This is a genomic window from Streptomyces apocyni (genome assembly GCF_009739465.1).
Taxonomy (GTDB): Bacteria; Actinomycetota; Actinomycetes; order Streptomycetales; family Streptomycetaceae; genus Streptomyces; species Streptomyces apocyni.
This window is the reverse complement of record NZ_WHOM01000065.1, coordinates 453,626-480,169: the sequence shown is the minus strand read 5'-3', so window position 1 is coordinate 480,169 and position 26,544 is coordinate 453,626. Positions and strand designations below refer to the sequence as shown.

25 protein-coding genes are annotated in these 26,544 nt (G+C 69.5%); 13 read left to right on the top strand and 12 right to left on the bottom strand.

The window, feature by feature from the left end:
- The first annotated feature begins 104 nt into the window (after window positions 1–104).
- Entirely contained in the window at window positions 105–821 is a 717-nt protein-coding gene (locus GCN81_RS21155; RefSeq protein WP_407697999.1) for a helix-turn-helix domain-containing protein, read from the top strand.
- An 81-nt stretch (window positions 822–902) separates the two neighbouring features.
- Here the strand turns inward: GCN81_RS21155 and GCN81_RS21150 are convergent, their stop codons facing one another.
- Window positions 903–1,928 (bottom strand): 6-phosphofructokinase, encoded by a 1,026-nt coding sequence (locus GCN81_RS21150; protein ID WP_156726176.1) that lies wholly within the window; start codon window positions 1,926–1,928, stop codon window positions 903–905.
- Between the two features lie 240 nt (window positions 1,929–2,168).
- Here GCN81_RS21150 and pta point away from each other — a divergent pair, with 240 nt between their 5' ends.
- The 7 genes from pta to GCN81_RS21115 all read left to right on the top strand — a co-directional run bounded on the left by pta (window position 2,169) and on the right by GCN81_RS21115 (window position 10,216).
- Entirely contained in the window at window positions 2,169–4,283 is a 2,115-nt protein-coding gene (gene pta / locus GCN81_RS21145; RefSeq protein WP_156726175.1) for a phosphate acetyltransferase, read from the top strand.
- Window positions 4,280–5,524, top strand: a complete 1,245-nt coding sequence (locus GCN81_RS21140) for an acetate kinase (RefSeq protein ID WP_156726174.1) — start codon at window positions 4,280–4,282, stop codon at window positions 5,522–5,524. Before pta ends, GCN81_RS21140 begins: the two co-directional genes overlap by 4 nt.
- 113 nt (window positions 5,525–5,637) lie before the next feature.
- Window positions 5,638–7,068, top strand: coding sequence for a pyruvate kinase (pyk, locus tag GCN81_RS21135; protein ID WP_156726173.1), 1,431 nt, complete (start codon window positions 5,638–5,640; stop codon window positions 7,066–7,068).
- A 204-nt stretch (window positions 7,069–7,272) separates the two neighbouring features.
- Window positions 7,273–8,505, top strand: coding sequence for a helix-turn-helix domain-containing protein (locus GCN81_RS21130; RefSeq protein ID WP_267904597.1), 1,233 nt, complete (start codon window positions 7,273–7,275; stop codon window positions 8,503–8,505).
- Between the two features lie 106 nt (window positions 8,506–8,611).
- Entirely contained in the window at window positions 8,612–8,848 is a 237-nt protein-coding gene (locus GCN81_RS21125; protein ID WP_156726172.1) for a hypothetical protein, read from the top strand.
- Window positions 8,849–9,142: 294 nt separating this feature from the next.
- Window positions 9,143–9,331, top strand: a complete 189-nt coding sequence (locus GCN81_RS21120; protein ID WP_156726171.1) for a hypothetical protein — start codon at window positions 9,143–9,145, stop codon at window positions 9,329–9,331.
- A 327-nt stretch (window positions 9,332–9,658) separates the two neighbouring features.
- On the top strand, window positions 9,659–10,216 hold the full coding sequence (locus tag GCN81_RS21115; protein ID WP_156726170.1) for a Uma2 family endonuclease: 558 nt from the start codon (window positions 9,659–9,661) through the stop codon (window positions 10,214–10,216).
- 247 nt (window positions 10,217–10,463) lie between these two features.
- Here the strand turns inward: GCN81_RS21115 and GCN81_RS21110 are convergent, their stop codons facing one another.
- Genes GCN81_RS21110 through GCN81_RS21100 form a run of 3 tightly spaced genes read right to left on the bottom strand, consistent with a single transcriptional unit; the run spans window position 10,464 to window position 11,827 of the window.
- Complete coding sequence (locus GCN81_RS21110; RefSeq protein WP_156726169.1) at window positions 10,464–10,874, bottom strand: PIN domain nuclease; 411 nt, start codon at window positions 10,872–10,874, stop codon at window positions 10,464–10,466.
- Window positions 10,871–11,137: a type II toxin-antitoxin system VapB family antitoxin gene (locus GCN81_RS21105; protein WP_156726168.1), complete on the bottom strand. Its 267-nt coding sequence runs from the start codon at window positions 11,135–11,137 to the stop codon at window positions 10,871–10,873. Before GCN81_RS21105 ends, GCN81_RS21110 begins: the two co-directional genes overlap by 4 nt.
- A gap of 39 nt (window positions 11,138–11,176) precedes the next feature.
- Complete coding sequence (locus tag GCN81_RS21100) at window positions 11,177–11,827, bottom strand: TetR/AcrR family transcriptional regulator (RefSeq protein WP_156726167.1); 651 nt, start codon at window positions 11,825–11,827, stop codon at window positions 11,177–11,179.
- 346 nt (window positions 11,828–12,173) lie between these two features.
- On the opposite strand from GCN81_RS21100, the gene GCN81_RS21095 reads away from it, so the two are divergent.
- From GCN81_RS21095 to GCN81_RS21080, 4 genes are all read left to right on the top strand, one after another.
- On the top strand, window positions 12,174–13,148 hold the full coding sequence (locus GCN81_RS21095; RefSeq protein ID WP_156726166.1) for a tetratricopeptide repeat protein: 975 nt from the start codon (window positions 12,174–12,176) through the stop codon (window positions 13,146–13,148).
- A 630-nt stretch (window positions 13,149–13,778) separates the two neighbouring features.
- Window positions 13,779–14,411 (top strand): DUF6230 family protein, encoded by a 633-nt coding sequence (locus GCN81_RS21090; RefSeq protein WP_156726165.1) that lies wholly within the window; start codon window positions 13,779–13,781, stop codon window positions 14,409–14,411.
- A gap of 140 nt (window positions 14,412–14,551) precedes the next feature.
- On the top strand, window positions 14,552–15,055 hold the full coding sequence (locus GCN81_RS21085; RefSeq protein WP_156726164.1) for a DUF6114 domain-containing protein: 504 nt from the start codon (window positions 14,552–14,554) through the stop codon (window positions 15,053–15,055).
- A gap of 106 nt (window positions 15,056–15,161) precedes the next feature.
- On the top strand, window positions 15,162–16,367 hold the full coding sequence (locus GCN81_RS21080) for a hypothetical protein (RefSeq protein WP_231626872.1): 1,206 nt from the start codon (window positions 15,162–15,164) through the stop codon (window positions 16,365–16,367).
- Window positions 16,368–16,451: 84 nt separating this feature from the next.
- Here the strand turns inward: GCN81_RS21080 and GCN81_RS21075 are convergent, their stop codons facing one another.
- The 3 genes from GCN81_RS21075 to GCN81_RS21065 all read right to left on the bottom strand — a co-directional run bounded on the left by GCN81_RS21075 (window position 16,452) and on the right by GCN81_RS21065 (window position 19,117).
- Window positions 16,452–18,152: an acyl-CoA mutase large subunit family protein gene (locus GCN81_RS21075; protein ID WP_156726163.1), complete on the bottom strand. Its 1,701-nt coding sequence runs from the start codon at window positions 18,150–18,152 to the stop codon at window positions 16,452–16,454.
- A gap of 74 nt (window positions 18,153–18,226) precedes the next feature.
- Complete coding sequence (locus GCN81_RS21070) at window positions 18,227–18,553, bottom strand: DUF3817 domain-containing protein (protein ID WP_156726162.1); 327 nt, start codon at window positions 18,551–18,553, stop codon at window positions 18,227–18,229.
- Between the two features lie 54 nt (window positions 18,554–18,607).
- Entirely contained in the window at window positions 18,608–19,117 is a 510-nt protein-coding gene (locus GCN81_RS21065; protein WP_156726161.1) for a MarR family winged helix-turn-helix transcriptional regulator, read from the bottom strand.
- Between the two features lie 163 nt (window positions 19,118–19,280).
- Here GCN81_RS21065 and GCN81_RS21060 point away from each other — a divergent pair, with 163 nt between their 5' ends.
- Window positions 19,281–20,339 carry a glycoside hydrolase family 6 protein gene (locus GCN81_RS21060; protein ID WP_231626871.1) on the top strand — a complete coding sequence of 353 codons (1,059 nt, stop codon included), beginning with the start codon at window positions 19,281–19,283 and terminating at the stop codon, window positions 20,337–20,339.
- A gap of 48 nt (window positions 20,340–20,387) precedes the next feature.
- On the opposite strand, the gene glxA is transcribed toward GCN81_RS21060, so the two are convergent.
- The 5 genes from glxA to GCN81_RS21035 all read right to left on the bottom strand — a co-directional run bounded on the left by glxA (window position 20,388) and on the right by GCN81_RS21035 (window position 26,459).
- Complete coding sequence (gene glxA / locus GCN81_RS21055; RefSeq protein ID WP_156726160.1) at window positions 20,388–22,343, bottom strand: radical copper oxidase GlxA; 1,956 nt, start codon at window positions 22,341–22,343, stop codon at window positions 20,388–20,390.
- Window positions 22,344–22,346: 3 nt separating this feature from the next.
- Window positions 22,347–24,224: a glycosyltransferase family 2 protein gene (locus tag GCN81_RS21050; RefSeq protein ID WP_156726313.1), complete on the bottom strand. Its 1,878-nt coding sequence runs from the start codon at window positions 24,222–24,224 to the stop codon at window positions 22,347–22,349.
- 179 nt (window positions 24,225–24,403) lie between these two features.
- Complete coding sequence (locus tag GCN81_RS21045; RefSeq protein ID WP_156726159.1) at window positions 24,404–25,072, bottom strand: TetR/AcrR family transcriptional regulator; 669 nt, start codon at window positions 25,070–25,072, stop codon at window positions 24,404–24,406.
- Window positions 25,069–25,758, bottom strand: a complete 690-nt coding sequence (locus tag GCN81_RS21040; RefSeq protein ID WP_156726158.1) for a DUF4166 domain-containing protein — start codon at window positions 25,756–25,758, stop codon at window positions 25,069–25,071. The genes GCN81_RS21045 and GCN81_RS21040 overlap by 4 nt, the downstream gene beginning before the upstream one ends.
- On the bottom strand, window positions 25,755–26,459 hold the full coding sequence (locus GCN81_RS21035; RefSeq protein WP_156726157.1) for a hypothetical protein: 705 nt from the start codon (window positions 26,457–26,459) through the stop codon (window positions 25,755–25,757). Before GCN81_RS21035 ends, GCN81_RS21040 begins: the two co-directional genes overlap by 4 nt.
- Window positions 26,460–26,544: the final 85 nt, after the last annotated feature.

The following is a 26,544-nucleotide window of genomic DNA, read 5'->3' as shown; positions in this document are numbered from 1 at the left end:
CCATGAGCGGAGGGTGACCCGCCGGTAACAATCATCGTAGGTTCCTACGAGTGGTGGTCCTGGGGGAACGCACCGTAGTCGTCAAGGACCACTACCCCTAGCGTGTGCCCGTGCACCAGATCCAGCCATCCCCGCCCGTCCCCCCGTTCAACGCTCCCGCGGCCCGTCGACTGCGCCAGGCGCTGGGCATGGCTACCGGCCATGTCGCGTACGGCATGTACGCCTCGTACGGGCTGACGCATATCACCGCCGACACCATCGACGCCTGGGAGCGCGGCCGGGCCACCCCGACGGCCACCGAGCTGGCTGCGCTCGCCGGGGCCCTGTGGTGCGCGCCCGCCGAGCTCATGGGCGCGGCGACGACGCTGCGGGAGCACCGGCTGGCGCGGGGGCTGGCCCCGGAGGACGTGGCCCACGCGGTCGGCGTCGGCCTGGCGGCGTACGTACGGATGGAAGAGTCCGGGAAGTGGCGGGGTAACGAGCGGCAGACGGCCGCCCTGTCCGAGGCGCTCGGGCTCTCGGCGCGGGACTTCGCCACGGTCACCGGGCTGGACGAGAAGCTGGCGGACATGCTGCGCAGCGCGGTGACCACCCGCTGGCAGGCGTACACCCGCCCGATCGCGAAGGTACTGCCGCTGGAACGGTCCCAGCTGGACACCGCGCTGGAGCGGCTGCACGGCGACTACCAGTCGATGATGGTCGGCACGCTCAGCTGGGGCGGCGGCAGCGGCTCCGATGACGCGGCGGGCAAGCGGTTCCTGGACCAGATCCTGGACCACTTCTGGTCCCGGGTCGCCCCGGGCCCCCGCCACCGCGCCTGACGCCAGGGCGGGCAGTCTGTCAGGCCCGGCAGCCCCCAGGCCCGACAAGCTCAGGCCCGAAGCCCAGGCCCAGCAACCCCCTCAGAAGACCGACTCCGCCTCCGCCATCCGGTACTCCGGAACCGTCTTGAGCGCGGTGACCGCGTCCGCGAGCGGCACCATGGCGATGTCCGTGCCGCGCAGGGCGGTCATCTTGCCGAACTCGCCCCGGTGGGCGGCCTCGACCGCGTGCCAGCCGAAGCGGGTCGCGAGGACCCGGTCGTACGGGGTCGGGGTGCCGCCCCGCTGGACATGGCCGAGGATGACCGGCCGGGCCTCCTTGCCGAGGCGGTGCTCCAGCTCGTGGGCGAGCGCGGTGCCGATGCCCTTGAAGCGCTCGTGGCCGTACTGGTCGACCTCGCCCTTGCCGTAGTCCATGGTGCCGTCGGCCGGGTGCGCGCCCTCGGCGACGCAGATGACCGCGAACTTCTTCCCGCGGGCGAATCGTTCCTCCACCATCTTGCAGAGGTCGCCGGGGTCGAAGGGCCGCTCCGGCAGGCAGATGCCGTGGGCGCCGCCCGCCATGCCGGACTCCAGGGCGATCCAGCCCGCGTGGCGCCCCATCACCTCGACGACCATCACGCGCTGGTGCGACTCGGCGGTGGTCTTGAGGCGGTCCATCGCCTCGGTCGCCACGCCCACCGCGGTGTCGAAGCCGAAGGTGCGGTCGGTGGACGAGATGTCGTTGTCGATCGTCTTCGGGACTCCGACGACCGGCATTCCGGCGTCCGAGAGCATCCGCGCGGCGGTCAGCGTGCCCTCGCCGCCGATGGGGATGAGGGCGTCGATTCCGAGCTGCTTGGTGAGTTCGGGGGCGTTGGCGACGGCCTCCTGCAGGCGGCCCTTCTCCAGCCGGGTCGAGCCGAGGATGGTGCCGCCGCGGGCCAGGATGCCGCTCACGGCGGTCAGGTCGAGCGGTCGGTAGTGCCCGTCGAGCAGCCCCTTGTAGCCGTCCTCGAAGCCGATGACCTGGTCGCCGTGGGCCGCGACGGCGCGGTGCACGACCGACCGGATCACTGCGTTGAGTCCAGGGCAGTCGCCGCCCGCGGTGAGAACTCCGATACGCATCGTGCCAAGTCTCCTGCTCGCTAGTGGTGCGCGTGAGCCGGGTTCCGATTGTTTCACGGGTCGTCACCGCCCGCTGCTTCCCCTACTCCACCGGAAGGGACCTTAATGGAGTCCGCTGACCGGTACCCTGGGGCCCTTTGTCCGGCGGGCGCCCTATCCACCCTCCGGAGTATTGTCAAGAGGACAAGCCCGCCATAGCGGGTACTTTTTCATGAGCGAGCGACGAAACGGAGAGCACGCGTGACGCGCAGCGTGTACGTGACCGGGATCGACCGGGGCGACGGCCGCCAGGTCATCGAGCTGGGAGTGATGGAACTCCTGACCCGTCAGGTCGACCGGGTGGGCGTCTTCCGCCCCCTTGTGCACGACGGCCCGGACCGCCTGTTCGACCTGCTGCGGGCCCGCTACCGACTCGGCCAGGAGGCGTCCTCCGCGTTCGGCATGTCGTACGCGGACGCCTCGGCGCTACAGGCCGAGAAGGGCACCGACGAACTCGTCTCCCGACTGGTGGGCCGCTTCCACGAAGTGGCCCACGACTACGAGGTGGTGCTGGTACTCGGTACCGACTTCGCCCACACCCAGCTCCCCGACGAACTGGCCCTCAACGCCCGGCTCGCCAACGAGTTCGGCGCCTGGGTGCTGCCGGTAGTCGGCGGCAAGGCGCAGGACACCGACTCGGTGCGCGCCGAGGCCCGTAACGCCTTCCGTGCCTACGAGGCGCTCGGCTGTGACGTACTGGCCCTGGCGGTGAACCGGGTCGCGCCCGAGGACCGCGCGCTCATAGCGGAGCGGCTCGGCGCCCGGCTGCCGGTGCCCTGTTACGTGCTGCCCGACGACCCCGCGCTCGCCGCGCCCACGGTCGCGCAGATCACCCACGCGCTGGGCGCGACGGTGCTGCTCGGCGACGACGCCGGACTGGCCCGCGACGCGCTGGACTTCGTCTTCGGCGGCGCCATGCTGCCGAACTTCCTGAACGCCCTGACCCCCGGCTGCCTGGTGGTCACCCCCGGCGACCGCGCCGACCTGGTGGTGGGCGCGCTCGCCGCGCACAGCGCCGGTACGCCGCCCATCGCGGGCGTGCTGCTCACCCTGGGCGAGCGGCCGACCCCCGATGTGCTGCGGCTCGCCGAACGCCTGGCGCCTGGCACCCCGGTCCTCTCGGTGGCCGGGAACTCCTTCCCCACGGCGGGCGAGCTCTTCGCACTGGAGGGGAAGTTGAACGCGGCGACGCCACGGAAGTCGGAGACCGCGCTGGGTCTCTTCGAACGCTACGTGGACGGGGCCGAACTCCTCGACCGGGTCCAGGTCTCGCGGAGCGACCGGGTCACTCCGATGATGTTCGAGCACAAGCTGATCGAGCAGGCCCGCTCCGGCCGCCGCCGCGTGGTGCTGCCCGAGGGCACCGAGGAGCGGGTGCTGCGCGCGGCGGACGTCCTGCTGCGCCGGTCGGTGTGCGAGCTGACGCTGCTCGGCGATGTGGAGGCGATCCGGAAGAAGGCCGCCGACCTCGGTGTCGACCTGGCGGGCGCCCAGCTCATCGACCCGCAGACGTCGCCGATGCGGCAGAAGTTCGCCGAGGAGTACGCCCAGCTGCGGGCCCACAAGGGCGTCACGGTCGAGCTCGCCCACGATGTCGTCTCGGACGTCAACTACTTCGGCACGCTGATGGTGCAGAGCGGCCTGGCCGACGGCATGGTCTCCGGCTCGGTGCACTCCACGGCGGCGACGATCCGGCCCGCCTTCGAGATCATCAAGACTAAGCCGGACGCCAAGATCGTGTCGTCGGTGTTCTTCATGTGCCTGGCCGACAAGGTCCTGGTGTACGGCGACTGCGCGGTCAACCCGGTCCCGAACGCCGAGCAGCTCGCCGACATCGCCGTCCAGTCGGCGGCCACCGCCGCCCAGTTCGGCGTCGAGCCGCGTATCGCCATGCTGTCGTACTCGACCGGGACCTCGGGCTCGGGCGCGGACGTCGACAAGGTACGGACGGCCACCGAGCTGGTGCGCGAGCGCCGCGAGGACCTGATGATCGAGGGACCGATCCAGTACGACGCCGCGGTGGAGCCGTCCGTGGCGGCGACCAAGCTGCCGGGCTCGGAGGTCGCGGGCCAGGCCTCGGTGCTGATCTTCCCGGACCTCAACACCGGTAACAACACCTACAAGGCCGTGCAGCGTTCGGCCGGCGCGATCGCGGTCGGCCCGGTGCTCCAGGGTCTGCGCAAGCCGGTCAACGACCTGTCCCGGGGCGCGCTGGTCCAGGACATCGTCAACACGGTCGCCATCACGGCGATCCAGGCCCAGACCACCCCCGACCCCACCGCCGCCCCGACTCAAGAGAGCACCATCCGCCGATGACCGCGACCCCGACGCCGCCCCCGAACCCGACTCGTATCCTCGTCCTCAACTCCGGCTCCTCGTCGGTGAAGTACCAGCTCCTGGACATGCGCGACAGCTCGCGTCTCGCCGTCGGCCTGGTCGAGCGGATCGGCGAGGAGACCTCCCGCCTCAAGCACACCCCGCTGACCGAGGGCACGGAGGGCGAGGGCGCGCAGGCCCGCGAGCTGAACGACCCGATCGCCGACCACGAGGCCGCCCTGAAGGCCGTCGCCGCCGAACTGGCAGCCGACGGACTGGGCCTGGACTCCCCCGAGCTGGCGGCCGTCGGCCACCGGGTCGTACACGGCGGGAAGTCCTTCACCAGCCCCACCGTGATCGACGACGAGGTGCTCGCCGAGATCGAACGCCTGGTGCCGGTCGCCCCGCTGCACAACCCGGCGAACATCACCGGTATCAAGGTCGCCCGGGATCTGCGCCCCGACCTCCCGCAGGTCGCGGTCTTCGACACGGCGTTCCATACGACGATGCCGGAGCACGCCGCCCGGTACGCGATCGACGTGGCGACCGCCGACGCGTACCGCGTACGCCGCTACGGCTTCCACGGCACCTCGCACGCGTACGTCTCGCGGGAGACCGCGAAGCTGCTCGGCAAGGCGCCCGAGGACGTCAACGTGATCGTGCTGCACCTGGGCAACGGCGCCTCGGCGTCCGCGGTCAGGGGCGGGGTGTGCGTGGACACCTCGATGGGCCTGACCCCGCTGGAGGGCCTGGTGATGGGGACCCGCTCCGGCGATCTCGACCCGGCCGTGATCTTCCACCTGTCGCGGGTCGCCGGGATGTCCATCGACGAGATCGACACCCTGCTCAACAAGAAGAGCGGCATGGTCGGCCTGTGCGGGGACAACGACATGCGGGAGATCACCCGCCGCATGGACGAGGGTGACGAGCAGGCCAAGCTGGCCTTCGACATCTACGTACACCGGCTGAAGAAGTACATCGGCGCCTACTACGCGGTGCTCGGCCGGGTGGACGCGGTGGCCTTCACCGCGGGCGTCGGCGAGAACGCCGCCCCGGTGCGGCAGGCCGCGGTCGCGGGTCTGGAAGAGCTGGGCCTCGCGCTGGACGCGGAGCGCAACGCAGTGCGCGGCGACGAGCCGCGGCTGATCTCGGTGAACTACTCGCGGGTAGCCGTGGCCGTCGTACCGACCGACGAGGAACTGGAGATCGCCACTCAGGCGTATGCCCTGGTCAGCCCATGATCGGGGCGGCGGGCACGCCCTCCTGTGCGGGCACACCTGAGCGCACCTCCGCCCATTTGGACCTTCCGCCAGACGGAATATTCCGCTCTGAAACAAACCGATAGGATCGCCTTATGCGCCGTTCCAAAATCGTCTGCACACTGGGCCCCGCCGTCGACTCGTACGAGCAGCTGAAAGCGCTCATCGATGCCGGTATGAACGTGGCCCGTTTCAACTTCAGCCACGGGTCCCACGCAGAGCACCAGGAGCGTTACGACCGCGTCCGCCAGGCTGCCGATGACACCGGCCACGCCATCGGCGTCCTGGCCGACCTGCAGGGTCCCAAGATCCGCCTGGAGACCTTCGCCGAAGGCCCCGTCGAGCTGGTGCGCGGTGACGAGTTCACCATCACCACCGAGGACGTCCCGGGCGACAAGTCCATCTGCGGCACCACCTACAAGGGCCTGCCCGGCGATGTCGCCAAGGGCGACCAGATCCTGATCAACGACGGCAACGTCGAACTGAAGGTGACCGACGTCAACGGCCCCCAGGTCAGGACAATCGTCATCGAGGGCGGAGTGATCTCCGACCACAAGGGCATCAACCTGCCCGGCGCGGCCGTGAACGTCCCCGCGCTGTCCGAGAAGGACGTCGAGGACCTGCGGTTCGCCCTGCGGATGGGCTGCGACCTGGTCGCCCTCTCCTTCGTACGGGACGCCAGCGACGTCAACGACGTCCACAAGATCATGGACGAGGAGGGCCGCCGGGTCCCCGTCATCGCCAAGGTCGAGAAGCCGCAGGCCGTCGCCAACATGGAGAGCGTGGTCGCGGCCTTCGACGCGGTCATGGTGGCCCGTGGTGACCTGGCCGTCGAGTACCCGCTCGAGAAGGTCCCGATGGTGCAGAAGCGCCTGGTGGAGATGTGCCGCAGGAACGCCAAGCCGGTGATCGTCGCGACCCAGATGATGGAGTCGATGATCACCAACTCGCGGCCGACCCGCGCCGAGGCGAGCGACGTCGCCAACGCCATCCTGGACGGCGCGGACGCGGTCATGCTGTCCGCCGAGTCCTCGGTCGGCGCGTACCCGATCGAGACGGTCAAGACCATGTCGAAGATCGTCCAGGCGGCGGAGCAGGAGCTGCTCGCCAAGGGCCTCCAGCCCCTCGTCCCCGGCAAGAAGCCCCGCACCCAGGGCGGCTCGGTCGCCCGCGCGGCCTGCGAGATCGCGGACTTTCTGGGCGGCAAGTCGCTGGTCGCCTTCACCCAGTCCGGCGACACCGCGCGCCGCCTGTCCCGCTACCGCGCCGAGCAGCCGATCGTGGCCTTCACCACCGAGGTGTCGACCCGCAACCAGCTGGCCCTCAGCTGGGGCGTCGAGTCCCGCATCGTGCCGCACGTCGACAACACCGACGCGATGGTCGACCTGGTCGACGCCGAGCTGCTCAAGCTCAAGCGCTTCAACGAGGGCGACATCATGATCATCACCGCCGGTTCGCCCCCCGGCGTACCCGGCACGACCAACATGGTCCGGGTCCACCACCTGGGCGGCGGCGAACGCGACTGAGGTCGTACGCGCACCGGCCGCGAGCGCGCGGCCGAGCGTGGGCCGGTGGGCCGCACCCCTGGGCGGAGGGGGTGCGGCCCACTTTTGCGTCTCAGGCAGGCGTCAACGCAAGTCCTCACGAGGGACGTTATCGATTGCTGCCCAAGGGCAGGACACCGGCCGTACGCTGGCCGAAACGGCCAACGCCACACCGGAGGGGCACACGTGGACATCCCCGAAGACCTCAGCATCGGCGAACGAATCAGACTCCTGCGAGAGTCCCGAGGCATGTCCCGCCCGATCCTCGCCGGACTGTGCGGACGCGGCCCGGACTGGCTGAAGAAGATCGAGACCGGGGAACGTGAGCTGCGCTCCCACACTCTGCTGCTCAACCTCGCGGCCGCGCTCCAGGTCTCCGACCTGTCCGCGATCACGGGCCGCTCATCGGACGTCGCGGCTACCGTCCCGCTCGGCAGGCTCAACCACCCCGGCATGCCAGCCATCTGGGCCGCGGTGATGAACCGCGCCCTGACTCCGGCCACGGACGGCACTGCCAACGTTTCCGCGCTCCAGGGGCGCGCTGACCAGACCTGGCGGCTGTGGCACACCTCCGCACGCAACCGCACCGAGGTAGGCGCGCTGCTGCCCGACCTGATCCGCGACGCCGAGGCCGCCGTGCGCGCGCTGGGCGGTACGGAGCGCAGGGACGCCCTGGTGGTGCTCTCCGACGTCTACCGGCTCACGGGACAGGCCACCGCCTACGTGGCCCCGGCCGAACTCGCCTGGGTCGTAGCCGACCGGGCCCTGTCGGCAGCACAGGACGCCGACCAGCCCGCCGCCATCGCCGCCGCCGCGTGGAACATGGGCAACATCCTCCGTGAGACCTCGTACCCGGATGAGGCGTTGCGCGTCGTCACCGAGGCCGGGGACCTGATCCGCCCGCACCTCGATGGCGCCCCGGACGACTGGCGCGGCGTCTACGGCGCACTCCAGCTCCACGCCGCTGTCACCCACGCCCGCGAAGGGCACGAGGGCGACGCGTGGCGCTACTGGGACAAGGGCCACCAAGTCGCCAAGTCCCTCCCGAAGGCATACGTCCACCCCTCCACGGTGTTCAGCCGCGCCAACGTCGATTTCCACGCCGTCAGCGTCGCCACCGACCTGCGTAGCTCCGGTAAGGCCCTGTCGCTGGCCGACGACATCGACCCCGACGTGATGCCCTCCCGAGAGCGCCGCGCCCGCCTGTGGGTCGAGGTAGCCCGCGGACACCTCCAGCGCGGGGACCGCACGGCTGCCCTGCACGTCATGAAGCTCGCCCACGAGATCGGCGCCGAGACCGTCACCTTCACCCCGTCGGCCCGCGTGGTCGCCGCGGACCTGTGGCGTAAGGCGCCGCGCGCCCTGCGCGGGGAGGCCGGGCGCCTAGCTGAAGCGGTCGGCGTGACCGCCACTGGGTGAGTAGAGGGGCACCTTGAGTCACGGGGACAATCTGTCCCCGTTTCCCGTCCGGCGACCCCCTACGGTGACGCTCCCGAAACGGACCGTCTACCCATCGGGAGTTCCCATGGCCAACCTCGCCCAATGGCACGCCTCACCTCAGCGAGGAGGCGCAGCACACAGCGACGGCGGCACCAGAGAGATCCGCGTACCGCTGTCGCTGTTCCTGTTCGACGAGCACCAGGTGGACATAGAACTGGTGCTCGCCCGCGTCGAGGGTGAGGAACTGCTGGCGGGGCTGCGCTCGGCCCTCGCCGCCTCGGCGGAATCCTCGCTGCGGACACGCCCGGAGGCGGTCCAGTGAACGACGAACCTACGCCCGTCGAGCTAGGCGCCGCGCCCGAGCCAGAGTCCGCGCTTCGTCCGGTGAGCATGCACCCGCGCGTGGGTGCGACGGCGGGGGACGCGGAGCGCACGAACCTCACCACCTCCGTGACCTTCCTCGCCCCGCCCCGGCAAGGAGGTGCGGAGTGAGCCCAGTGTGGGACAACGACCGCAACCGCGACGCATACGTAGCACTGCTCAACCACGCATCCGAGTGCCCGGCATGCCGCACGGGCCCGGTTCTGTGCCCGGACGGTAAGGACCTGGCGGACGTGTGGCGTACAGCCCGGAGGGAGGCGAACGCGTCGTGATCTGCTGCCGCTGCGACCGGGCGATCAGGCCAGGCGAGAAGTACGAGAAGACCGTCCACGACCGGGCGACCGGGGTGCCGTTGGTCGTCTACAGCCACCGCGCTCACGCCGACTGCACGGCACCGGGATTGCGCCCGAAGCGGCACGGATGACCGGTCGGCGCACGGTCACCCGCGCCCACACTCGGCCACAAGGCCGATCCTGCTCACCGGCTCCGCCTGGTACGCAGTCGCCCAGACGGCCAGGCCGGTCGAGTACCGGGCAGCCTGCGGGCCCTGATCGAGACCCTGGCGACACAGCTCACTGACGAAGCGGTTTGCCCCGCGCCGCCAACCACACCACCGCGCTCTTCGCCGGATGAGGACGGTGGCCGTGGCGGTCGGGGCCAGCAGGACCAACAGAACGCGCCCGGCCCGCCGCTTACCTTTCCGGTCATACAGTGGGGGGACGTTGAACCTCATAGCCTGCGAGGACACCCGATGAGCGCCCAGCCGCACTCCTACGACGGCGTTGATCCCGAGCACGCCCTCAAGTACGCCGTACAGCACATGCCCGAGGGCACTCGGGTCCAGCTCGTAGAAGGACAGTTCGAGATCATGACGCCGACCTGGGCCCACGAGAACGCGGCCGACCTCATCCGCGAGCAGATCGGGCCCCGCATGCGGGAACTTGGCATGCGTGCGGGGTCGGGGAACCTCGATCTGCCCGGAACGCCGAACTACTACGTGCCCGACCTTGCCGTGGTGCCCAGCGAGGCGGCGAAGACCGAGGGCGCGCTCCTGCCCTCGGACACCGAACTCATCGTTGAGGTCACCTCCCCCTCGAACGGCGAGACGGACCGGATCGTCAAGCGACGCCGCTACGCGCAGTACAGCGCACCGCTCTACCTGCTCGTGGACCGGCAGGACGGCACTTGCACGCTGTTCTCCGAGCCTGGCCAGCTCGGCTACACCACCGCGCAGGGACCGTACCCCTTCGGTACGCCCGTCCACCTGCCCAGCCCGTTCAATGTGGACCTGGACACCACCGGCTTCTGACGTGCCTCGGCAGGCGAACGCGTCGTGATCCGCTGCCGGGTTGGTGCGGACTTTCGGATGCCTCTTCCATCCAGCAAGGGAGCGTGGCAAGCCAGCTGACCGTCGCTGACGGGGGTCGGGGGGAGGCGTTCATGGTGACGGTGACCCGACGGGAAGAGGCCCGGCGATTCAAGGCCCAGGCCCAACAGCTTCCCGGGACTTGAGCGCGCGCCGCCACCGCATGCGAGCGCGACCAAGCCGTACTGCCCTACGGGCGCCGAACGTCCCGCTGGTCGAGGTCTTTCAGGATGCGGGCGACGGTGGCGAAGTCGTTGTCGCGGTGTAGCACGGTCAGGCCGTGGTGGGCGGCGGTGGCGCACAGAATCAGGTCGATGACTCCGGCTGAGCGGTGCTGGCCGTTCTGAGTGAGTTTGTATTGGGTGGTGTTCACCCAGCGCCAGGCGCCCTTGGGGATATGCACGGCGCCGTAGAGGGAGGACAGCCTCTCGTCGATTTCGTCGCGGTCGGCGGGTCCGGTAGCGCTATAGAGGATCTCCGCGCGGGTGGCCTCGCAGATGCCGATGGCGCCGGTCTCGATCTCCGCATCCCACCGGTTGACGGCTTCGGGGTGCGTGGACAGATGGACATGGGCACTTGTGTCGATCAGATAGCGGATCACACAGCGCCCTCGGCGGGGGTGGCCTGTTGGCCGGGGGTTTCGCCGTGCTGGGCCGCCTTACGGGCTTGCCAGTCCTTCTCCAGTTGGTCGAAGTCGCCGCGTGCGCCGCGTTCGGCGAAGTACTGGGCGGCCTGGCGGCGCTTGTGACGCTTTATGACCTCTTCGAGGGCGGTGTTGATGGTGTCCTTCTTGGTGGTGGTGCCGAGCAGTTTGGCGGCTTCGGCGAGTACGTCGTCGTCGAGGTCGACGTTGGTTACGGACATGATCCCCCTTCCGTGGGTCATGTGGGATCTGTTCCCATATTACCCACGTTCCATGGGCGGAGCCACCGCCGTCAGGCCGTTCAGGATCAGGTGGGTGAAGGCGTGGGCCCAGGCCTCGTCGATGGGTTCTGAGGAGACCAGGGTGCGGTGGACCACCGCGCCCGCGATCACGTCGAAGATCAGGGATGACGTGCGGGCCGCCACGGCCGGGTCGGTTTCCGTGGGGAGTTCGCCTCGGGCCTGGGCTCGGGCGCGGCCTTCCAGGACCAGGCGCTTCTGGCGGTCGACGATGGAGGTGCGGATGCGGGCCTGGAGTGCGGGGTCGTGTGTGGACTCGGCTACCACCGCCATCAGCGCCGTCTTCGTCTCCGGGCGGTCGAGGAGCTCGGCGAACCGTAGGACGACGCCCTCCACGTCGGCGGCGAGACTGCCCCGGTCGGGGAGGTCGAGCTCGTCGAAGAGCAGGGCTACCGCGTCGATGACCAGCTCGCTCTTGTTCGCCCAGCGGCGGTACAGGGTCGTCTTGGCGACCTTGGCGCGGCTGGCCACATCGCCCATCGTCAGCTTCGACCAGCCCAGTTCGACGAGCGCGGCCCGGGTCGCCTCCAGGATCGCGGCGTCCGCGGCGGCACGGCGGGGGCGGCCGGTGCGCGGGCTGAGGCCGGGGCCGGAGCTGGGGCTGCTGGACATGGGCTCGACTGTACTCACGGGTTACTCGTGTGCCGTGGCCGAGATCACTGCCGGGGCCTGTCGGCAGGCCGGGGGATGCAGTTACGCTACGACCCGTAGCGAAACCTCATACGTGAGGCGGAGCGACAACCACTGGCGCGAGGGTGGGGACCCAGCGTCGACCCGGGCTTTCTCGGGGAGGTCAGAGATCGCGGTCTGTCCGTACGCCCCGCAAACCGGCGGGAGGCTGCGGACAGCCGCGGTCCATCCCGTACCTGTGAGGGCGGCCCCGCACTCGGGATGGCGACGCGATGCCGGATGTCCAGGCGCTTTTCGCGGTCGCGCGCCGAGGGGGGAGGATAGGGGCATGCAGCCACGGAACATGTCCATGAGCGGAGTCGTCGACCTCGCCGCGGTGAAGGCGGCCCAAGAGGCCAAGGCGAAGGCGGAGCAGGCGCGCGCCGAACAGGCCAGGCAGGGGGGCGGCGGTGCCGTACCGCCGACCAGCCTGGTGATTGACGTAGACGAGGCCGGATTCGAGAACGACGTCCTGCAGCGTTCCGCCGAAGTGCCGGTCGTCATCGACTTCTGGGCCGAGTGGTGTGAGCCCTGCAAGCAGCTCAGCCCGCTGCTCGAGCGCCTCGCGGCCGAGTACAACGGCCGGTTCGTGCTCGCGAAGGTCGACGTCGACGCCAATCAGATGCTGATGCAGCAGTTCGGAATCCAGGGGATTCCGGCGGTCTTCGCGGTGGTGGCCGGGCAGGCCCTGCCACTCTTCCAGGGGGTCACGCCCGAGCCGCAGATCCGGGCGACCCTCGACCAGTTGATCCAGGTGGCCGAGGAGCGCTTCGGGCTCACCGGCATCACCGTCGAGCCCAGCGCCGAGGGCCCGGCGCCCGCCGAGGCGGCCCAGGAGCCGGCCGGTCCGTACGACGCCCTGCTCGAGGCCGCCGTACAGGCGCTGGACGCCGGTGATCTCGGCGGCGCGGTACAGGCGTACAAGAACGTCCTCAGCGACGACCCGGGCAACACCGAGGCCAAGCTGGGCCTCGCCCAGGCCGAACTCCTGCGGCGCGTCGAGGGTCTGAACCCGCAACAGGTACGCAAGGACGCGGCGGACAAGCCGGGCGATGTCGCCGCGCAGATCACCGCCGCGGACCTGGATCTGGTGGGCGGCCACGTGGAGGACGCCTTCGGACGGCTCGTCGACACGGTCAAGCGCACCGCGGGCGAGGACCGGGACGCCGCGCGGGTGCGGCTCCTGGAGCTCTTCGAGGTGGTCGGGTCCGATGACCCGCGGGTGGCGGCGGCCCGTTCGGCACTTGCCAGGGCGCTCTTCTGACCCAGAAGTAAGAAGTCTGACCCAGAAGTAAGAAGTAGGGGCGAAGTACGGAAGAAGTACCGGTCCAGTGGCCGCGCTTTACCGAAAATTGGTAAAGCGCGGCCACTGTTACTTGGAGTAACCCACCCTCGGCCACCCGTACGCACCTGTCCGTCATTTCCGGATGAATGACCCGCGCACGGCCCACCCTGAGTACAGTCCTGGGCGCTGCGTCGAGATCAGGGTTACCGCGCCTTTACCCACGAGTAACGAACCCTCTTGTGCGGGCGCCGTCCATGCACCACGATCGGCGACGCTCGGTCCATTCCGGTAGCCCGACAGCCAGTTCGGGACACGGGTCGTGGGTCCCCACCGAGTGGCCTGAGGCGCGCGCCGAAGGCCATCAGGGCAGGGGTGCCGCCATCCGGCGGGGTCCTGTCCGCCAGGTCGTGTGTCCTCAGTGAGCAGTAAGGCAGTGAGGCGCGGCCAGTGGTTGTCGCTCGGGAGTGATCGCCGGTGACGCGGGCGCGGTGCGCGCCGACGCAACGGGCGCTCTCCTTCCCGAGGACGTAGCACTTCTCCCATCCCTGCCCGGCTGAGCCGCCGAGGAGCAGTCAGGGCCGGGGTGTACGTCCGCGAAGGAGGAAAGTCATGGAATCCGTGGCTCGTGGCGGAACCCGATGGAAGCGGTTCGCCGTGGTCATGGTGCCGAGCGTCGCGGCGACCGCCGTGATAGGTGTCGCCCTCTCGCAGGGTGCGCTCGCGGCATCGTTCAATGTGTCAGGTCAGCAGTTCAAGCTGACCGTCGCCAAGCTGGAAGGCGAGGGATTCGTCCAGTACGGGGCGTTGGACAACACCCCGGACGGCAAGAAGCCGGTCGCCGTGGTCGGCCTGGACTCGGCCAAGATCACCGAGCTGTGCCAGTCCGTGGTGATTCCGGTACCGGTCTTCGGCGATGTGTCGATGAACCTCACGGCCGGTGCCAAGGGCGGCCCCAAGGTCGAGGCCAAGAAGCTCTACATCGACGCCGACGACCTGTCGACCGACGCCACGTTCACCAACATCGACATCGGCGTCTCGATCGACTCCACCACCAAGGGCCCCGGCCCGTCGAAGGTGGGCAAGGACGGTCAGGGCTCGTACGTCCCGGGCTCCTTCGCCCAGCAGGCGGAGAGCGTGGTGTTCACCGACGTCAAGCAGCGCGCGTGGGCCACCACGGCGGGCACCTTCAAGCTCTCCGGCCTCAGCATGAAGGTCAAGAAGGGCAAGCACGAGTGCTACTGAGGCACGCACCTCGCTGACCGGCCGGGTGCGGGTTGTTGTGGGTGCGGGGCGTCGGTGGCCAGGCCACTGCCCACCGGCGCTCCCGTGCCCGTACCGGCACATCACACAGAACCATCGCCTTTCCCGAGGAGCTGTACGACATGAGCGCCGACGAGCGAGGAGGGCTGGGCGGCAAGCTCGGCCGGATGCGCCGATCGTTCCGAGGGTGGCGCGGTCAACGCCCGTTCTGGGGCGGTCTGCTGACCCTCCTGGGTGGCATCCCGATCATGTACTTCCCGTACGCCAGCATCCCGCTGGGTGCGTTGACGATCAGCATGTCGACCACGGCGGGCGCCGGATCTCTGATCATCGGTGTGCTGCTGGTCGTGCTGGGGCTGACCTTGTGGTTTCAGACGCAGTCGCGTGTCTTCGCGGGCGTCGCGGCGATTCTGCTGGCGCTGGTCTCGTTGGTGGTGTCCAACTTCGGCGGCTTCGTGATCGGTTACCTGATGGCGCTGATCGGTGGTGCGCTGGGCATCTCCTGGGTGCCGGACAAGTCGAGGGCCGCGGGCGAGGACGCCGTGGACACCGAGGACGCCGTGGACGCCAGCGCGGGAGCGAGCCCGACCAACGGCGGAGCGAACGGGAGGCACAGTGCTGGGTGACGACGTGCGGGCTCCTGAGGACGGGGCCGCCGCCACGGACAGGCCCCGGGGCAGGTCCGGGCCACGGCACGCAGCCCCCAGGAAGCCGCTGCTGACGAGGTTGCAGATGCCCGCGGGCAAGGCGATATCCCTCGCCGCGATGCCCAGTGCCGTACTCATGGGCATGGGCCTGACACCGACGCTCGCACAAGCCAAGCCGCAGCCGGACAACCCTTTCCGGGACGGCCCGTGCGTCACGGCCCCGGACACCGAGGCCGAGGACAACACCGCCGAGGACGCGGACGAGACCGAGGACGCGGACGGCGCGACCGAGGGACCCGGAGAGGCCGACGCCTCGGCGAGCCCGGAGCCCTCCGACTCCAAGGAGCCGACACCCTCACCTTCCGCGAGCGCGTCCAGCTCCGGCCCCCCTGCAGCTGAGCCCACCCCGTCGCCCTCCCCGTCCGTGTCGGACGAGCAGCCCGCCGCGCCGGAGCCGAGCCCCTCACCGTCCGCGACGAAGAACCCACTGGACCCGCTGGGTGTCGGAGACGCGCTGAAGCAGTTCGGTGAGGACGTCCGGGACTTCCTCACACCGGACGACAAGCAGGACACAGACACGGATACGGACACGGATACGGACACGGAGGACGCTGACGGCACAGAGTCCCCGTCGCCCACCGCGCCGGACACAGTCAAGGACGCGGCGGACAAGGCAGATAGAGCCGACAAGGCCGAGAACCCAACGAACACCGAAGCCGACGCCAGCCCCGAACCCTCACCCGAGGCGACCACCCCCGCCGCGACTCCCACCCCCGACGACCCCCTGGCCCCCGACGCGGACGGCAAGGTGCCCTTCCCCTGCGTCGTCGAGAAGAAAGTCGCGGGCGACGACGAGACCCCACCGGCCCCGATCCCCAACGACCCCTGGGAGCTGGAGGCGAGCTCCCTGCTCCTCAAGGGCCTCGACTACAAGGGCGTCGTCAACCTCCGCACCCCAGACGGCCGCGTCAAGCAGGCGCTGAAGTTCACCGTCGACAACGGCACGGACATCGGCGACCTGCACCAGATCGTGCCCGGCCCCGGCGGCAGGAGGTACCACGTCGAGGCGGCCAAGGGCTCCACGTCCACCATCCGCGACGGCCAGACGATCATGTACACGGAGCGTCTGGAGGGCAACCTCTTCGGGCTGATCCCGATCGTCTTCGACCCGGAGAACCCGCCCCCGCTGAACGTCCCGATCGCGTACTTCACCAAGGTGAAGGTGACCCAGGCCGCGCAGTTCGGCGGCACCCTGCATGTCCCCGGTCTGCACCAGTCGATCAGCGGCTGACCCCCCTGGCCCGCACCCTGACCACCCCACACGCGCCGCGCCCCGCCAGAAGTCGCCTGGCAGGGCGCGGCGCGCGTACAGACATCAGAAGCCCGGCGGCTCCGTGTACGTGCCCCACTCGTCCCGCAGCGCGTCGCAGATCTCGCCGAGGCTGGCCTCCGCGCGGACCGCGTCCAGCATCGGCCCGATCATGTTCGACCCGTCGCGTGCGGCGCCCAGCATCGCCTCGATGGCGGCGCGCACCTTGGCGTCGTCCCGGCCGCTCTTACGGTCGGCGAGTACCCGTACCTGCTCGCGCTCGACCTCGTGGCTGACCCGCAGGATCTCCAGGTCACCGGTGACCGAGCCGTGGTGGGCGTTCACGCCCACGACCCGCTTGTCGCCCTTCTCCAGCGCCTGCTGGTACTGGAAGGCGGACTCGGCGATCTCGCCGGTGAACCAGCCGTCCTCGATGCCGCGCAGGATGCCGGAGGTGATCGGCCCGATGGGGTGCTTGCCGTTCGGGTGGGCCCGCAGGCCGCGCTCCTTGATCTGGTCGAAGATCTTCTCCGCGTCGGCCTCGATGCGGTCGGTGAGCTGCTCGACGTACCAGGAGCCGCCCAGCGGGTCGGCGACGTTGGCGACGCCGGTCTCCTCCATCAGCACCTGCTGGGTGCGCAGCGCGATCTCGGCGGCCTGCTCGGACGGCAGCGCGAGGGTCTCGTCGAGGGCATTGGTGTGCAGCGAGTTGGTGCCGCCGAGTACCGCGGACAGGGCCTCGACCGCCGTACGTACGACATTGTTGTACGGCTGCTGGGCGGTCAGCGAGACACCGGCGGTCTGGGTGTGGAAGCGCAGCCACTGCGCCTTGTCGGTCTTCGCGCCGTAGACCTCCTTCATCCAGCGGGCCCAGATCCGGCGCGCGGCACGGAACTTGGCGATCTCCTCGAAGAAGTCGAGGTGCGCGTCGAAGAAGAAGCTGAGCCCGGGCGCGAAGACGTCCACGTCCATGCCGCGGCTGAGGCCGAGCTCGACGTATCCGAAGCCGTCCGCGAGGGTGTACGCCAGCTCCTGCGCGGCCGTCGCGCCCGCCTCACGGATGTGGTAGCCGGAGACCGAGAGCGGCTTGTACGCGGGGATGTCGCGGGCGCAGTGCTCCATCAGGTCGCCGATCAGGCGCAGATGGGGCTCGGGCTGGAACAGCCACTCCTTCTGGGCGATGTACTCCTTGAAGATGTCGGTCTGGAGTGTGCCGTTGAGTACGCCGGGGTCGATGCCCTGCCGCTCGGCGGCGACGAGGTACATACAGAAGACGGGTACGGCGGGCCCGGAGATCGTCATCGAGGTGGTGACATCGCCGAGCGGGATGTCCTGGAACAGGACCTCCATGTCGGCGGCCGAGTCGATGGCGACCCCGCAGTGCCCGACCTCGCCGAGCGAGCGCGGGTCGTCGGAGTCGCGGCCCATCAGCGTCGGCATGTCGAAGGCGACGGAGAGTCCGCCGCCGCCGTTGCCGAGGATCTGCTTGTAGCGCTCGTTGGTCTGCTCAGCGTTGCCGAACCCGGCGAACTGGCGGATGGTCCAGGTGCGGCCGCGGTAGCCGGTCGGGTACAGCCCACGGGTGAAGGGATACTCGCCGGGCCAGCCGATCCGCTCGAATCCCTCGTAGGTGTCCCCCGGCCGTGGCCCGTAGACCGGCTCGACGGGATCACCCGAGAGCGTGGAGAAATCGGCGTCCCGCTTCTTCGCGGAGTCGTACCGGGCCTGCCAGCGGCGGCGGCCCTCTTCGATGGCGTCAGCGTCCATACCCACGAATTTACTAGGACGTCCTAGTAAATGTCGATGGGCAGCCGCCGCGCGTTGCTCGCGCGGCGGTGGAGTTACGCCTTAGCGACCGCCTGCGGACTGTCCGTGATCAGCGCCCTGGCCTCGCGGGTGATCTTCGGCTCGACGAAGAACGAGGCGACGGGGATGCACCCCGCGGCCAGCACCCACAGGAGCTTGCCGAACGGCCATTTCGCCTTGGAGCCCAGGTCGAAGGCGAAGATCACGTAAATAATGAACAGCACCCCGTGGATCTGGGAGATCACCATGGTGTCACCGGCATCGAAGCCGTACTTCGCGATGATCGCCACGGTGAAGACCAGCAGCCAGACGGCGGTGATGTACGCCATCACCCGGTAGCGGGACAGCACATTCGACTTCATGGCATTGAGCGTAACCGCGCGCGACGGGCGATCTTCGCGCGGGTTGGGCTGAGGCTAAGCCTCCTCGAAGTCGTGCGCGGCCACCCGCAGCGGGCGCAGCATCGCGAAGATCTCCGCGCACTCCTCCGCGTCGTACGTCCCGAGCCCGAAGTCCATCGCCATCAGGTCGCGGGTGGCGGCGTCGACGGTCTCGCGCCCCTTGTCGGTGATCGAGGCGAGGGTGCCGCGCCCGTCGTTCGGGTTGGGCCGCTTGGCGACCAGGCCGGACCGCACCAGCCGGTCCACGGTGTTGGTCACCGACGTCGGGTGCACCATCAGCCGCTCGCCGATCTTGGACATCGGCAGCTCACCCGCCTTGGAGAAGGTGAGCAGCACCAGCGCCTCATAGCGCGCGAAGGTCAGTCCGTACGGCTTGACCACCGCGTCGACCTCGGCGAGCAGGATCTGGTGGGCGCGCATGATCGAGGTGATCGCGGCCATGGACGGCACGGAACCCCAGCGCTGCTTCCAGAGTTCGTCGGCTCGGGCGATGGGATCGAAGGGAAGGCTGAGCGGCTTCGGCACGCAGCTGACCCTACCGGCCGGTCATATCGCGGTCAGCCCCGTCTCGGAGTTCGGGCGACGGGCGGCTCGAAGTGATGCGTACGGGTGTGGCAGCCAGGCATGACCTGCGCCTTATGCCAGGATTACCCGGAATCATCCGCGCGCCGTCGTCCCAGGGGGCTGGATGTCCGCCTTTCCCACCCGCACCGCACACCTCACCCGTGCCATCAGGACGGCCGCCGCCGTAGGCGCGCTGGTGCTCATGCTCGGCTGCTCGTCGGAGCCTGAGCCTGAGCCACGGGAGGCGGCGCTGGTACGCGGGCCGTCCAACGCCACCCCGTCGGCCGGCACGTCCACGGCCGACGACAGCCCCTTCTGGGTGGACCCGGACAGTCCCGCCGCCCGGCAGGCCGACCAGTGGCGTGCGCAGGGCCGCGCCCAGGACGCCGAGCTGATCGAGCGCATCGCGTCCCAACCGGTCGCGGTGTGGCCCGCGGGCGACGATCCGGGGCCGATGGTGCGGACGGCCAGGGACGGCGCCGCGCGGGACGGGCGCACCGCCGTCCTGGTGGCGTACAACATCCCGCACCGCGACTGCGGGCAGTACTCGGCGGGCGGCGCCCACAGCGTGGACTTCTACCGGCAATGGCTCAGCGCCTTCGCGGACAACATCGGGGACGCCAAGGCGATCGTGATCCTGGAGCCGGACGCGATCCCGCACACCGTGGACGGCTGCACCCCCGCGGTGTTCCACCAGGAGCGCTTCCAGTTGCTCGCGGAGGCGATCGACCGGCTCAAGCAGCAGCCGAACGTCAAGGTGTACCTCGACGCGGGCAACCCCGACTGGATCAAGAGCCCGGAGAAACTGGCCGGGCCGCTACGGAACTCGGGGATCGCGGCCGCCGACGGCTTCGCGCTGAATGTCTCCAACTTCCAGACCGACAGCGCCGTACGAACGTACGGGCATCAGCTGTCGCGGGTGCTCGACGGCATGCCCTTCGTCGTCGACAGCAGCCGCAACGGCAACGGCCCGCTGCCCGGCGCCCGGACGGACGCCTGGTGCAACCCGCCAGGCCGCGCGCTCGGCAAGCGGCCGACCACCGACACCGGGGACCCACTGATCGACGCCTACCTGTGGATCAAGCGCCCAGGCGAGTCGGACGGCGAGTGCCGCGGCGGACCCAAGGCGGGCAAGTGGTGGCCCGACTACGCGCTCGGCCTGGCCCGCAACAGCAAGGCATAGGACCGTCGGAGCACCGAGGGAGAGCACCGGCACACCTGCCGCACACGCTCACTTGACGTGGATCCACTGGGCCTCGGACGGTGTCCCCTCGCTGTCGATGGCGAACACCATGTACCAGCCGGGCGGCACCAGCGCCTTGTCGTCCGGCACGGTCACGGTCACGGAGTCCTCGCCCTTGGACAGTTCCAGGGCGATCGAGCGCTGTTCGACATCCGTGACGTGGGTGACGGCGCTGGGCCGCATCAGCCGCGCCCGCTCGATCCGCTGCGGGTCCTTGGTCTTGAAGGTCGCGCGCCCCTTCTGGTCCAGCTCCTGGGGGCCGTCGCTGAGGACTGGCCGGTCGTCCTGGTTCTTGTGCAGGTACGGCGGCGTGTAAACCTCCACGCGCTGCTCGAAGGTCCCCAGCTTGGTGTTCTGCTTGTCGGCGAAGAGCGGGTCGGAGCCGAAGGTCGCCACCCGCCCGTCGGGCAGCAGCAGCGCCTCGGCGTGGTAGTTGCGGCCGACGGTGGGGTCGGCGGCGGGGGTGAAGGCGTTGGTCTGGGGGTCGTAGAACTGCGCCTTGAGGACGTCGCTGGCACCCCGGCCCCGGTAGTCCTTGGAGCCGCCGGTGGTGAACACCGAGTCGTCCGGCAGGATCACGCTGTTCAGGTAGCGGGTGCCCTGTGGGAGGCGGGGGCCGTCCTCAAAGGCGGGGTTGTCGTCCTTCAGGTCGATCAGTGCCGTACGGGCGGTCGACTTCGTCGACTCACCGACGCCACCGCCGCCGAGGATCATCACCTTCTGGTCCTGCGCGGGAGGCAGCAGCAGGGAGGCCGCCGTCTCGGTCTGGTTGATGTCGGTGAGGCCGGGGACCTTCTCGAAGGTGTTCTTCTTCAGATCCCAGATCCCGGGAGTACGGCCCTTGTCTGCTGGTCCGTAACCGGCGTTGGCGGCCGGGTAGAAGAGCTTGCCGCCCTTGGTCAGGAAGAGCGCGGGGTAGGTCGGGAAGTAGCGGGTCGGGCCCTTGGACCACTTCTTGGTCTTGGGGTCGTAGATCTCGTTGTCGCCCGGGTCCACCACGCCGACCTCGTCGAGCCCGGAGACAGCCAGCACCTTGCCGTTGTCCAGGGTGACCAGGGTGGGGTACCAGCGGGCCTTCTTCATCGGGTCGACGGGAATGTACTTCTCGGCCTTGGGGTCGAACTCGTAGGCCGCCTTGATTCCCTGGAAGTCCTGGTCCTCGGTGGTGAGTTTCTGGGCGATGCCATAGACGTTGTCCGCGTCCTTGCCCTTGAGGCCGACCACCTCGTACTGCGCGGCCTGCGTGGTCAGCCCGCCGGGGCCCTCCTTGACGGCTTCCACGAAAACCTGGACCTCGGAGGCGGTCACCTTGGTCTTCCAGGGCTTCATCGCCCCCGACTTGGAGTAGCTGATCTCGAATTCGCGCTTGGCCTTGGGGACGGTCACATCCGCCCGGGTGACGTACTCCACGCCGGTGGGCGACCGGAACCTGGTGCCCTTCTTCAGCGTGACCGGGGCGTCCGGGCTCTCGTTCTTCACCCGCATCGCGCCGCCAGCCCGTGTGACGTCGTCGCCCAGGACCTCGTAGCGGGCCGTGCCGCCGGCCACCAGCAGACGCCCGTCCGGCAGTTGGGAGTGGCCCGCGCAGAAGAAATCCTCGGGCGTCTCGATCGTCTTGAAGGAGTTGTCCTTCGGGTCCCACAGGGTGGTCGAGAAGGTGCCCGCGTCGAACTGCGCCTGGTTGTTGCCCGAGCCCGCCACCAGGAGCACCTTGCCGGTGTGCAGCAGGGCGGCGTGGATGGCGTTCAGCTGGTAGCCCTCGGGGAGGTCCATGGTCTTCCAGGAGCCGTACCTCGCCTTGTAGCCAGGCTGGGCGATCTTGTAGTCGTGGTACTTCTCCTCGGCGAACGAGACAGCGGCCGGGGCGTTCAGCGCCGCGAGCAAGGTGGCCGCTCCGACGCCGAGTACGGTCTTCTTCAGCCGCTTGCTTGGCCGGTACGCCATAGCTCAGTTACCTCCTGTCGTCGTGCTGGAGACGGTTCCGGAGACCGTGCTGGAGACGGGTCCGGAAACGGTGCTGGACACCGTTCCGGAGACGGTGCTGGAGACCGTTCCGGTGACGGTGCTCGCCACCGTGCTGGATGTGGCGAACGCGGGCTCCGGCTCGCCTTCCGCGACCGGGACGCGCCGAGGCTGCCGGGCCGCGGACCTCCCGCGTCCGCGTAGCTGGCCGCAGCCCCAGACGGTGACGGGCGCGAGCGAGAGGGCCAGGGCCAGGAAGGCCCAGGTCCGCATCGCCACATGACTGTGGTCCAGAACGAACGACGCCGTCAGCGCGCTGGCCACCACGACCGCCCAGCCGAGGTGGATACGGAAGGTCAGCAGCCGGTCCGGGCTGGCGTCGCCGCCCTTGGGGGTGACCACGAACCTGCTGGGCAGCCGGAGCGCGGCCTCGCCCAGCGACTTGGCGTAGATGGGTGCGGAGAGCGCGGACATCACCATGCCCGCGAGGCCGCCGGATCCCTCGGGTTCGTGCGGGGAGACGTTGTGGCGGCGGTTCCACAGGTACAGGCCGATCTGCAGGGCCGCGGCGTCGCTGTAGAGCATCAGCCAGATCGACGCGGCGACCTGGGTTCCGGAGGCCCCGAACCACAGGAAGAGCGAACAGCTGAGGATGCCGAGTACCCAGGTGAGGGCGGCCATCGGGTAGAAGACCAGCATCAGTGAGTAGTTGAAGAGGCGGCCCGGTGGCATCCGGAAGATTCCGCGCCAGTACTGCTTGATGAGGGTCTCGTACGTCCCCCGTGACCAGCGCATCTGCTGGGTGAAGAAGTCCGTCCAGGACTCCGGGCCCTCGCCGACGGCGAGCACGTCCGGGGTGTAGACCGAGCGCCAGTGGCGGCCGGTGTCCGGATTCCTTCGGCGGTGCAGTTCGAAGCCGGTGGCCATGTCCTCGGTGATCGAGTCATGGAGGCCGCCGACCTGCTTCAGCGCGGATATCCGTACGGCGTTGTTGGTGCCGACGAACATGGGGGCGCGATAGCGGTTGCCCGCGCGCTGGATCAGCGCGTGGAAGAGGAACTGCTGGGACTCGGCCGCCTTGGTGACGGCGCTGGTGTAGTTGCCGTACACCTGCGGTCCGACGACGAAGGCGATGTCCGGGTCACGGAAGTAGCCGAGCATCCGCTCCAGAAAGTTGGGGAGCGGTACGTGGTCGGTGTCGACGGACGCGAAGAACTCGTATCCGTCGCCGTGCAGGGCGAGCCAGGCGTTGTAGTTTCCGTGCTTGGTCTTCGCCTTGTGGGCGCCCTTCTTACGGTTCCACTCGGGGACCCCGCGCCGGGTGAAGTGGCGTACGCCGAGCTCCGCGCAGAGCGCCTTGGCGGCGCTGTCGTCGCCCTCGTCCAGGAGCCAGACGTCGAGCGGGCCGTCGTGGCGCAGGGCGACGGCGCCCTCCAGGGTGGCCCGGACCATGGATATCGGCTCCTTTCCCGGTACGTACGTGGTGAGGAACGCGACGCGGGTGCCGGGGCGCGGCCTGACCGGTATCGGGTCTCTGGCGACCATGGTGGCGTGGGCGATCGAGACCACGTTGATGAGCATGAACAGCTCGATCAGACCGATCGCGATGAGCATGGTCATGTCGAGACCGACCAGCCACCGGTCAGCTCCCTCGCGCCTGGTCCAGTTGGACGGCCAGACGAGATAACCGAGCAGCAGCGCGGTGAGCAGCGGCGCCATGCACATCATCAGGATGGCGCGTATTCGGTGTGGCTCTCGAGACAGGAGCTTTCGGTACCGCACCTGGTACGGGCCGGGTTCCGGCTCGGTGAGCGGTCCGGCCAGCCTGCTGTGGGTGTCGTAGTCGTAGCCCTCCGGCCGCACAGCGCCCTCCAACCGATCGAACGTGCCGATATCCCCACACAAGGGGAGATTTGTCGGCGTGTCGAACGGGAGACGGCCGTGCGAGCGGTTTTCGTTTCGCCGGGTTTGGCGATCTCGGAGCTGGGGCGCGTCGCGGGTGCGGTCTGAGTCCGCGCCGCTGACGCGCTCGCTGGGTGCGCTCAGCGGCGGGTCGTACGGCGCAACCGGTGCCGTACCGCGCGCTGGGCGACGGGGCCGAGCTCCTCCAGCGCCGCGACCAGCACGGTCAGCTGCTCCAGGGCATCCAGGGCGCGCTGCGCGCCGCCGGGGTCGACACCTTCGTACAGCTCGATTCCGACGAAGGAGGCGGCGACGGCGCGGGCGAGGCCCACCGGGTCGGCGAACTCGCCGAGCGGCGTGGTGGCCAGCACCCGGGCCAGCACCTTCTCGATCTCGGCCATCCACAGGTCGAGACCGGCAGCGGTGGCGGGGGCCAGGCGCGGCTGGGTCTGAGCACCCGCGAGAAGCTGGCCCAGTACGGCGACGTGGCCGAGTTCGCGCTCCCGCGCGTGCATCTCCCGCCCGAAGGCCAGCAGCTCGGCGAGGCTGGTGACCTCGTCGAGCCGCTCGCGGTAGAGCGCGACGCGCTGCTCCGTGCCGTACCGGCAGGCCGCGGCGAGCAGCTCGTCGACCGAACCGAAGTGGTAGAAGACCAGCGCCTGGTTGACGCCCGCGGCGGCGGCGACGGTACGCGCCGAGGTCTTGGCGATGCCCTGCTCGGTGAGGGTGCGCAGCGCTCCGGCGAGCAGCTTCTCCTTGGTCTCCTGGCTCTTCGCGGTTTCGGCGGCGGCCTTGCTCGCCGGGCTCACGCGCGGGCCTCCTCGCGCACCGGGCGCAGCCCCGGGCGTACGCCGCACCGCCGGACGTCCGCGTACGACGCCGTGAAGGATCCCTCGTACCCGAAGAGCGGCCCGAAGCGGCGGTTGGTGACGCGGACCCGGATACGGAAGCGGCCGCTGCGGTCGTCGAAGGACTCGCGGACCTCGGCGTCGGCGCCGATCAGCTCGGGAACCCGGACGTCGACGGGCCCCTCCCGGAAGCGGTGTTCTGAGGAGCGGATGACCAGACCGCCCCGGCCGTCCGTGGAGAAGTGCAGCTCGGACGCGAGGTGTTGGTGGGTGCCGAGGTAGTCGAGGACGCGGTCGCCCTGAGTGGCGAGGACCATCTGGGCGTCGAAGCGGCGGGGGCCGCCGGGGAGTTGGAAGGTACGCACGAAGCTCACCGTCTCACGGCCGTAAGTGTCGCTGTACGGCACGTTCTCGATGACGAACGGCACATCGCGGCCCGCACGGGGCACCAGGATGTTGCGGACGCCGCCCACGGCGAGGAACGGCTTGACGAAGCTGCCCCCGTGCCAGACGCGGTCCATCACGCCGCGCCCGGTGCAGGCCTCGCCGCTCGCGAGCCCGACCGAGAACCGGCGCTGGAGCGCGGGGTGGAGCCGGTCGAACTCGGCGCCCATGGCGGTGCGGAAGATCGAGGCGGCCTGGCTCATCGCGACTCCTGGGGGGCGAGGGTGTGGAGGATCTTCGGGGCACGCGCGCGCAGCGGCGGTTTCCGCAGACAGCGGCGGGCGGCGGGGGTGGTCGGCAGCGGTCGCAGCAGCGCGGCGAGTACGGCGATGAGCACCCCGGCCGCTGGCGAGAGCAGCGCCACGCCCCCCACACACGCCAGCCGCAGCAGCACCTCGGCGAGTGCGGACAGCAGCGAGTGCTCGGGGCTGACCCCACGCTCCAGCCAGATCCGCAGCCGGTCGAAGGACCAGGCGGTGGCCCAGCCCATCAGCGGCCGGAAGACGAGCCGGTCGGCCAGGCTCCCGAAGCGGCCCCAGCGCGGCCGGTAGTCGTACCCGGTGATGAAGCGGACGCCGCCGCCGTCACCGTCTGGGACGTACCGCCAGTAGCCACTGCCCTCTTCGATGAGGGACAGCGGGTGCGGTGAGCTGAACCGCAGGGCGGAGGTACGAGTGCCGTCCGGCCGGTGCCGCTCACCGGCGGAGATCCCGGTGCCCGCGACGGTGAGGCCGGGCAGCACCCGGGTGCTGTACCGGAAGTGCTGCGGCTCCCCCGGGGCCATCGGCAGGTAGTCGATCTCGGTGAAGCGCAGGTCCCAGCGCTGATGCTGGGCCGGGTCCTGGCTGTGGGACCAGAGCGCGTCGATGTCGGTGCGGATGCGTGCCTCGATGTACAGACTCACGGAACCCCCCACGTCAGGCATGTTTGAGCGACTGCTCAAAATGAAGGTACAGAGTTTTGAGCAGTCGCTCAACTCTCGGCTGCGA

Coding starts and splice junctions, on each gene's coding strand:
- GCN81_RS21150 (WP_156726176.1), bottom strand. CDS start 1,928: ATGCGTATCGGAGTTCTCACCGCGGGCGGCGACTGCCCTGGACTCAAC.
- GCN81_RS21140 (WP_156726174.1), top strand. CDS start 4,280: ATGACCGCGACCCCGACGCCGCCCCCGAACCCGACTCGTATCCTCGTC.
- pyk (WP_156726173.1), top strand. CDS start 5,638: ATGCGCCGTTCCAAAATCGTCTGCACACTGGGCCCCGCCGTCGACTCG.
- GCN81_RS21125 (WP_156726172.1), top strand. CDS start 8,612: ATGGCCAACCTCGCCCAATGGCACGCCTCACCTCAGCGAGGAGGCGCA.
- GCN81_RS21115 (WP_156726170.1), top strand. CDS start 9,659: ATGAGCGCCCAGCCGCACTCCTACGACGGCGTTGATCCCGAGCACGCC.
- GCN81_RS21105 (WP_156726168.1), bottom strand. CDS start 11,137: ATGTCCGTAACCAACGTCGACCTCGACGACGACGTACTCGCCGAAGCC.
- GCN81_RS21100 (WP_156726167.1), bottom strand. CDS start 11,827: ATGTCCAGCAGCCCCAGCTCCGGCCCCGGCCTCAGCCCGCGCACCGGC.
- GCN81_RS21095 (WP_156726166.1), top strand. CDS start 12,174: ATGCAGCCACGGAACATGTCCATGAGCGGAGTCGTCGACCTCGCCGCG.
- GCN81_RS21090 (WP_156726165.1), top strand. CDS start 13,779: ATGGAATCCGTGGCTCGTGGCGGAACCCGATGGAAGCGGTTCGCCGTG.
- GCN81_RS21085 (WP_156726164.1), top strand. CDS start 14,552: ATGAGCGCCGACGAGCGAGGAGGGCTGGGCGGCAAGCTCGGCCGGATG.
- GCN81_RS21080 (WP_231626872.1), top strand. CDS start 15,162: ATGCCCGCGGGCAAGGCGATATCCCTCGCCGCGATGCCCAGTGCCGTA.
- GCN81_RS21075 (WP_156726163.1), bottom strand. CDS start 18,152: ATGGACGCTGACGCCATCGAAGAGGGCCGCCGCCGCTGGCAGGCCCGG.
- GCN81_RS21070 (WP_156726162.1), bottom strand. CDS start 18,553: ATGAAGTCGAATGTGCTGTCCCGCTACCGGGTGATGGCGTACATCACC.
- GCN81_RS21060 (WP_231626871.1), top strand. CDS start 19,281: ATGTCCGCCTTTCCCACCCGCACCGCACACCTCACCCGTGCCATCAGG.
- glxA (WP_156726160.1), bottom strand. CDS start 22,343: ATGGCGTACCGGCCAAGCAAGCGGCTGAAGAAGACCGTACTCGGCGTC.
- GCN81_RS21040 (WP_156726158.1), bottom strand. CDS start 25,758: ATGAGCCAGGCCGCCTCGATCTTCCGCACCGCCATGGGCGCCGAGTTC.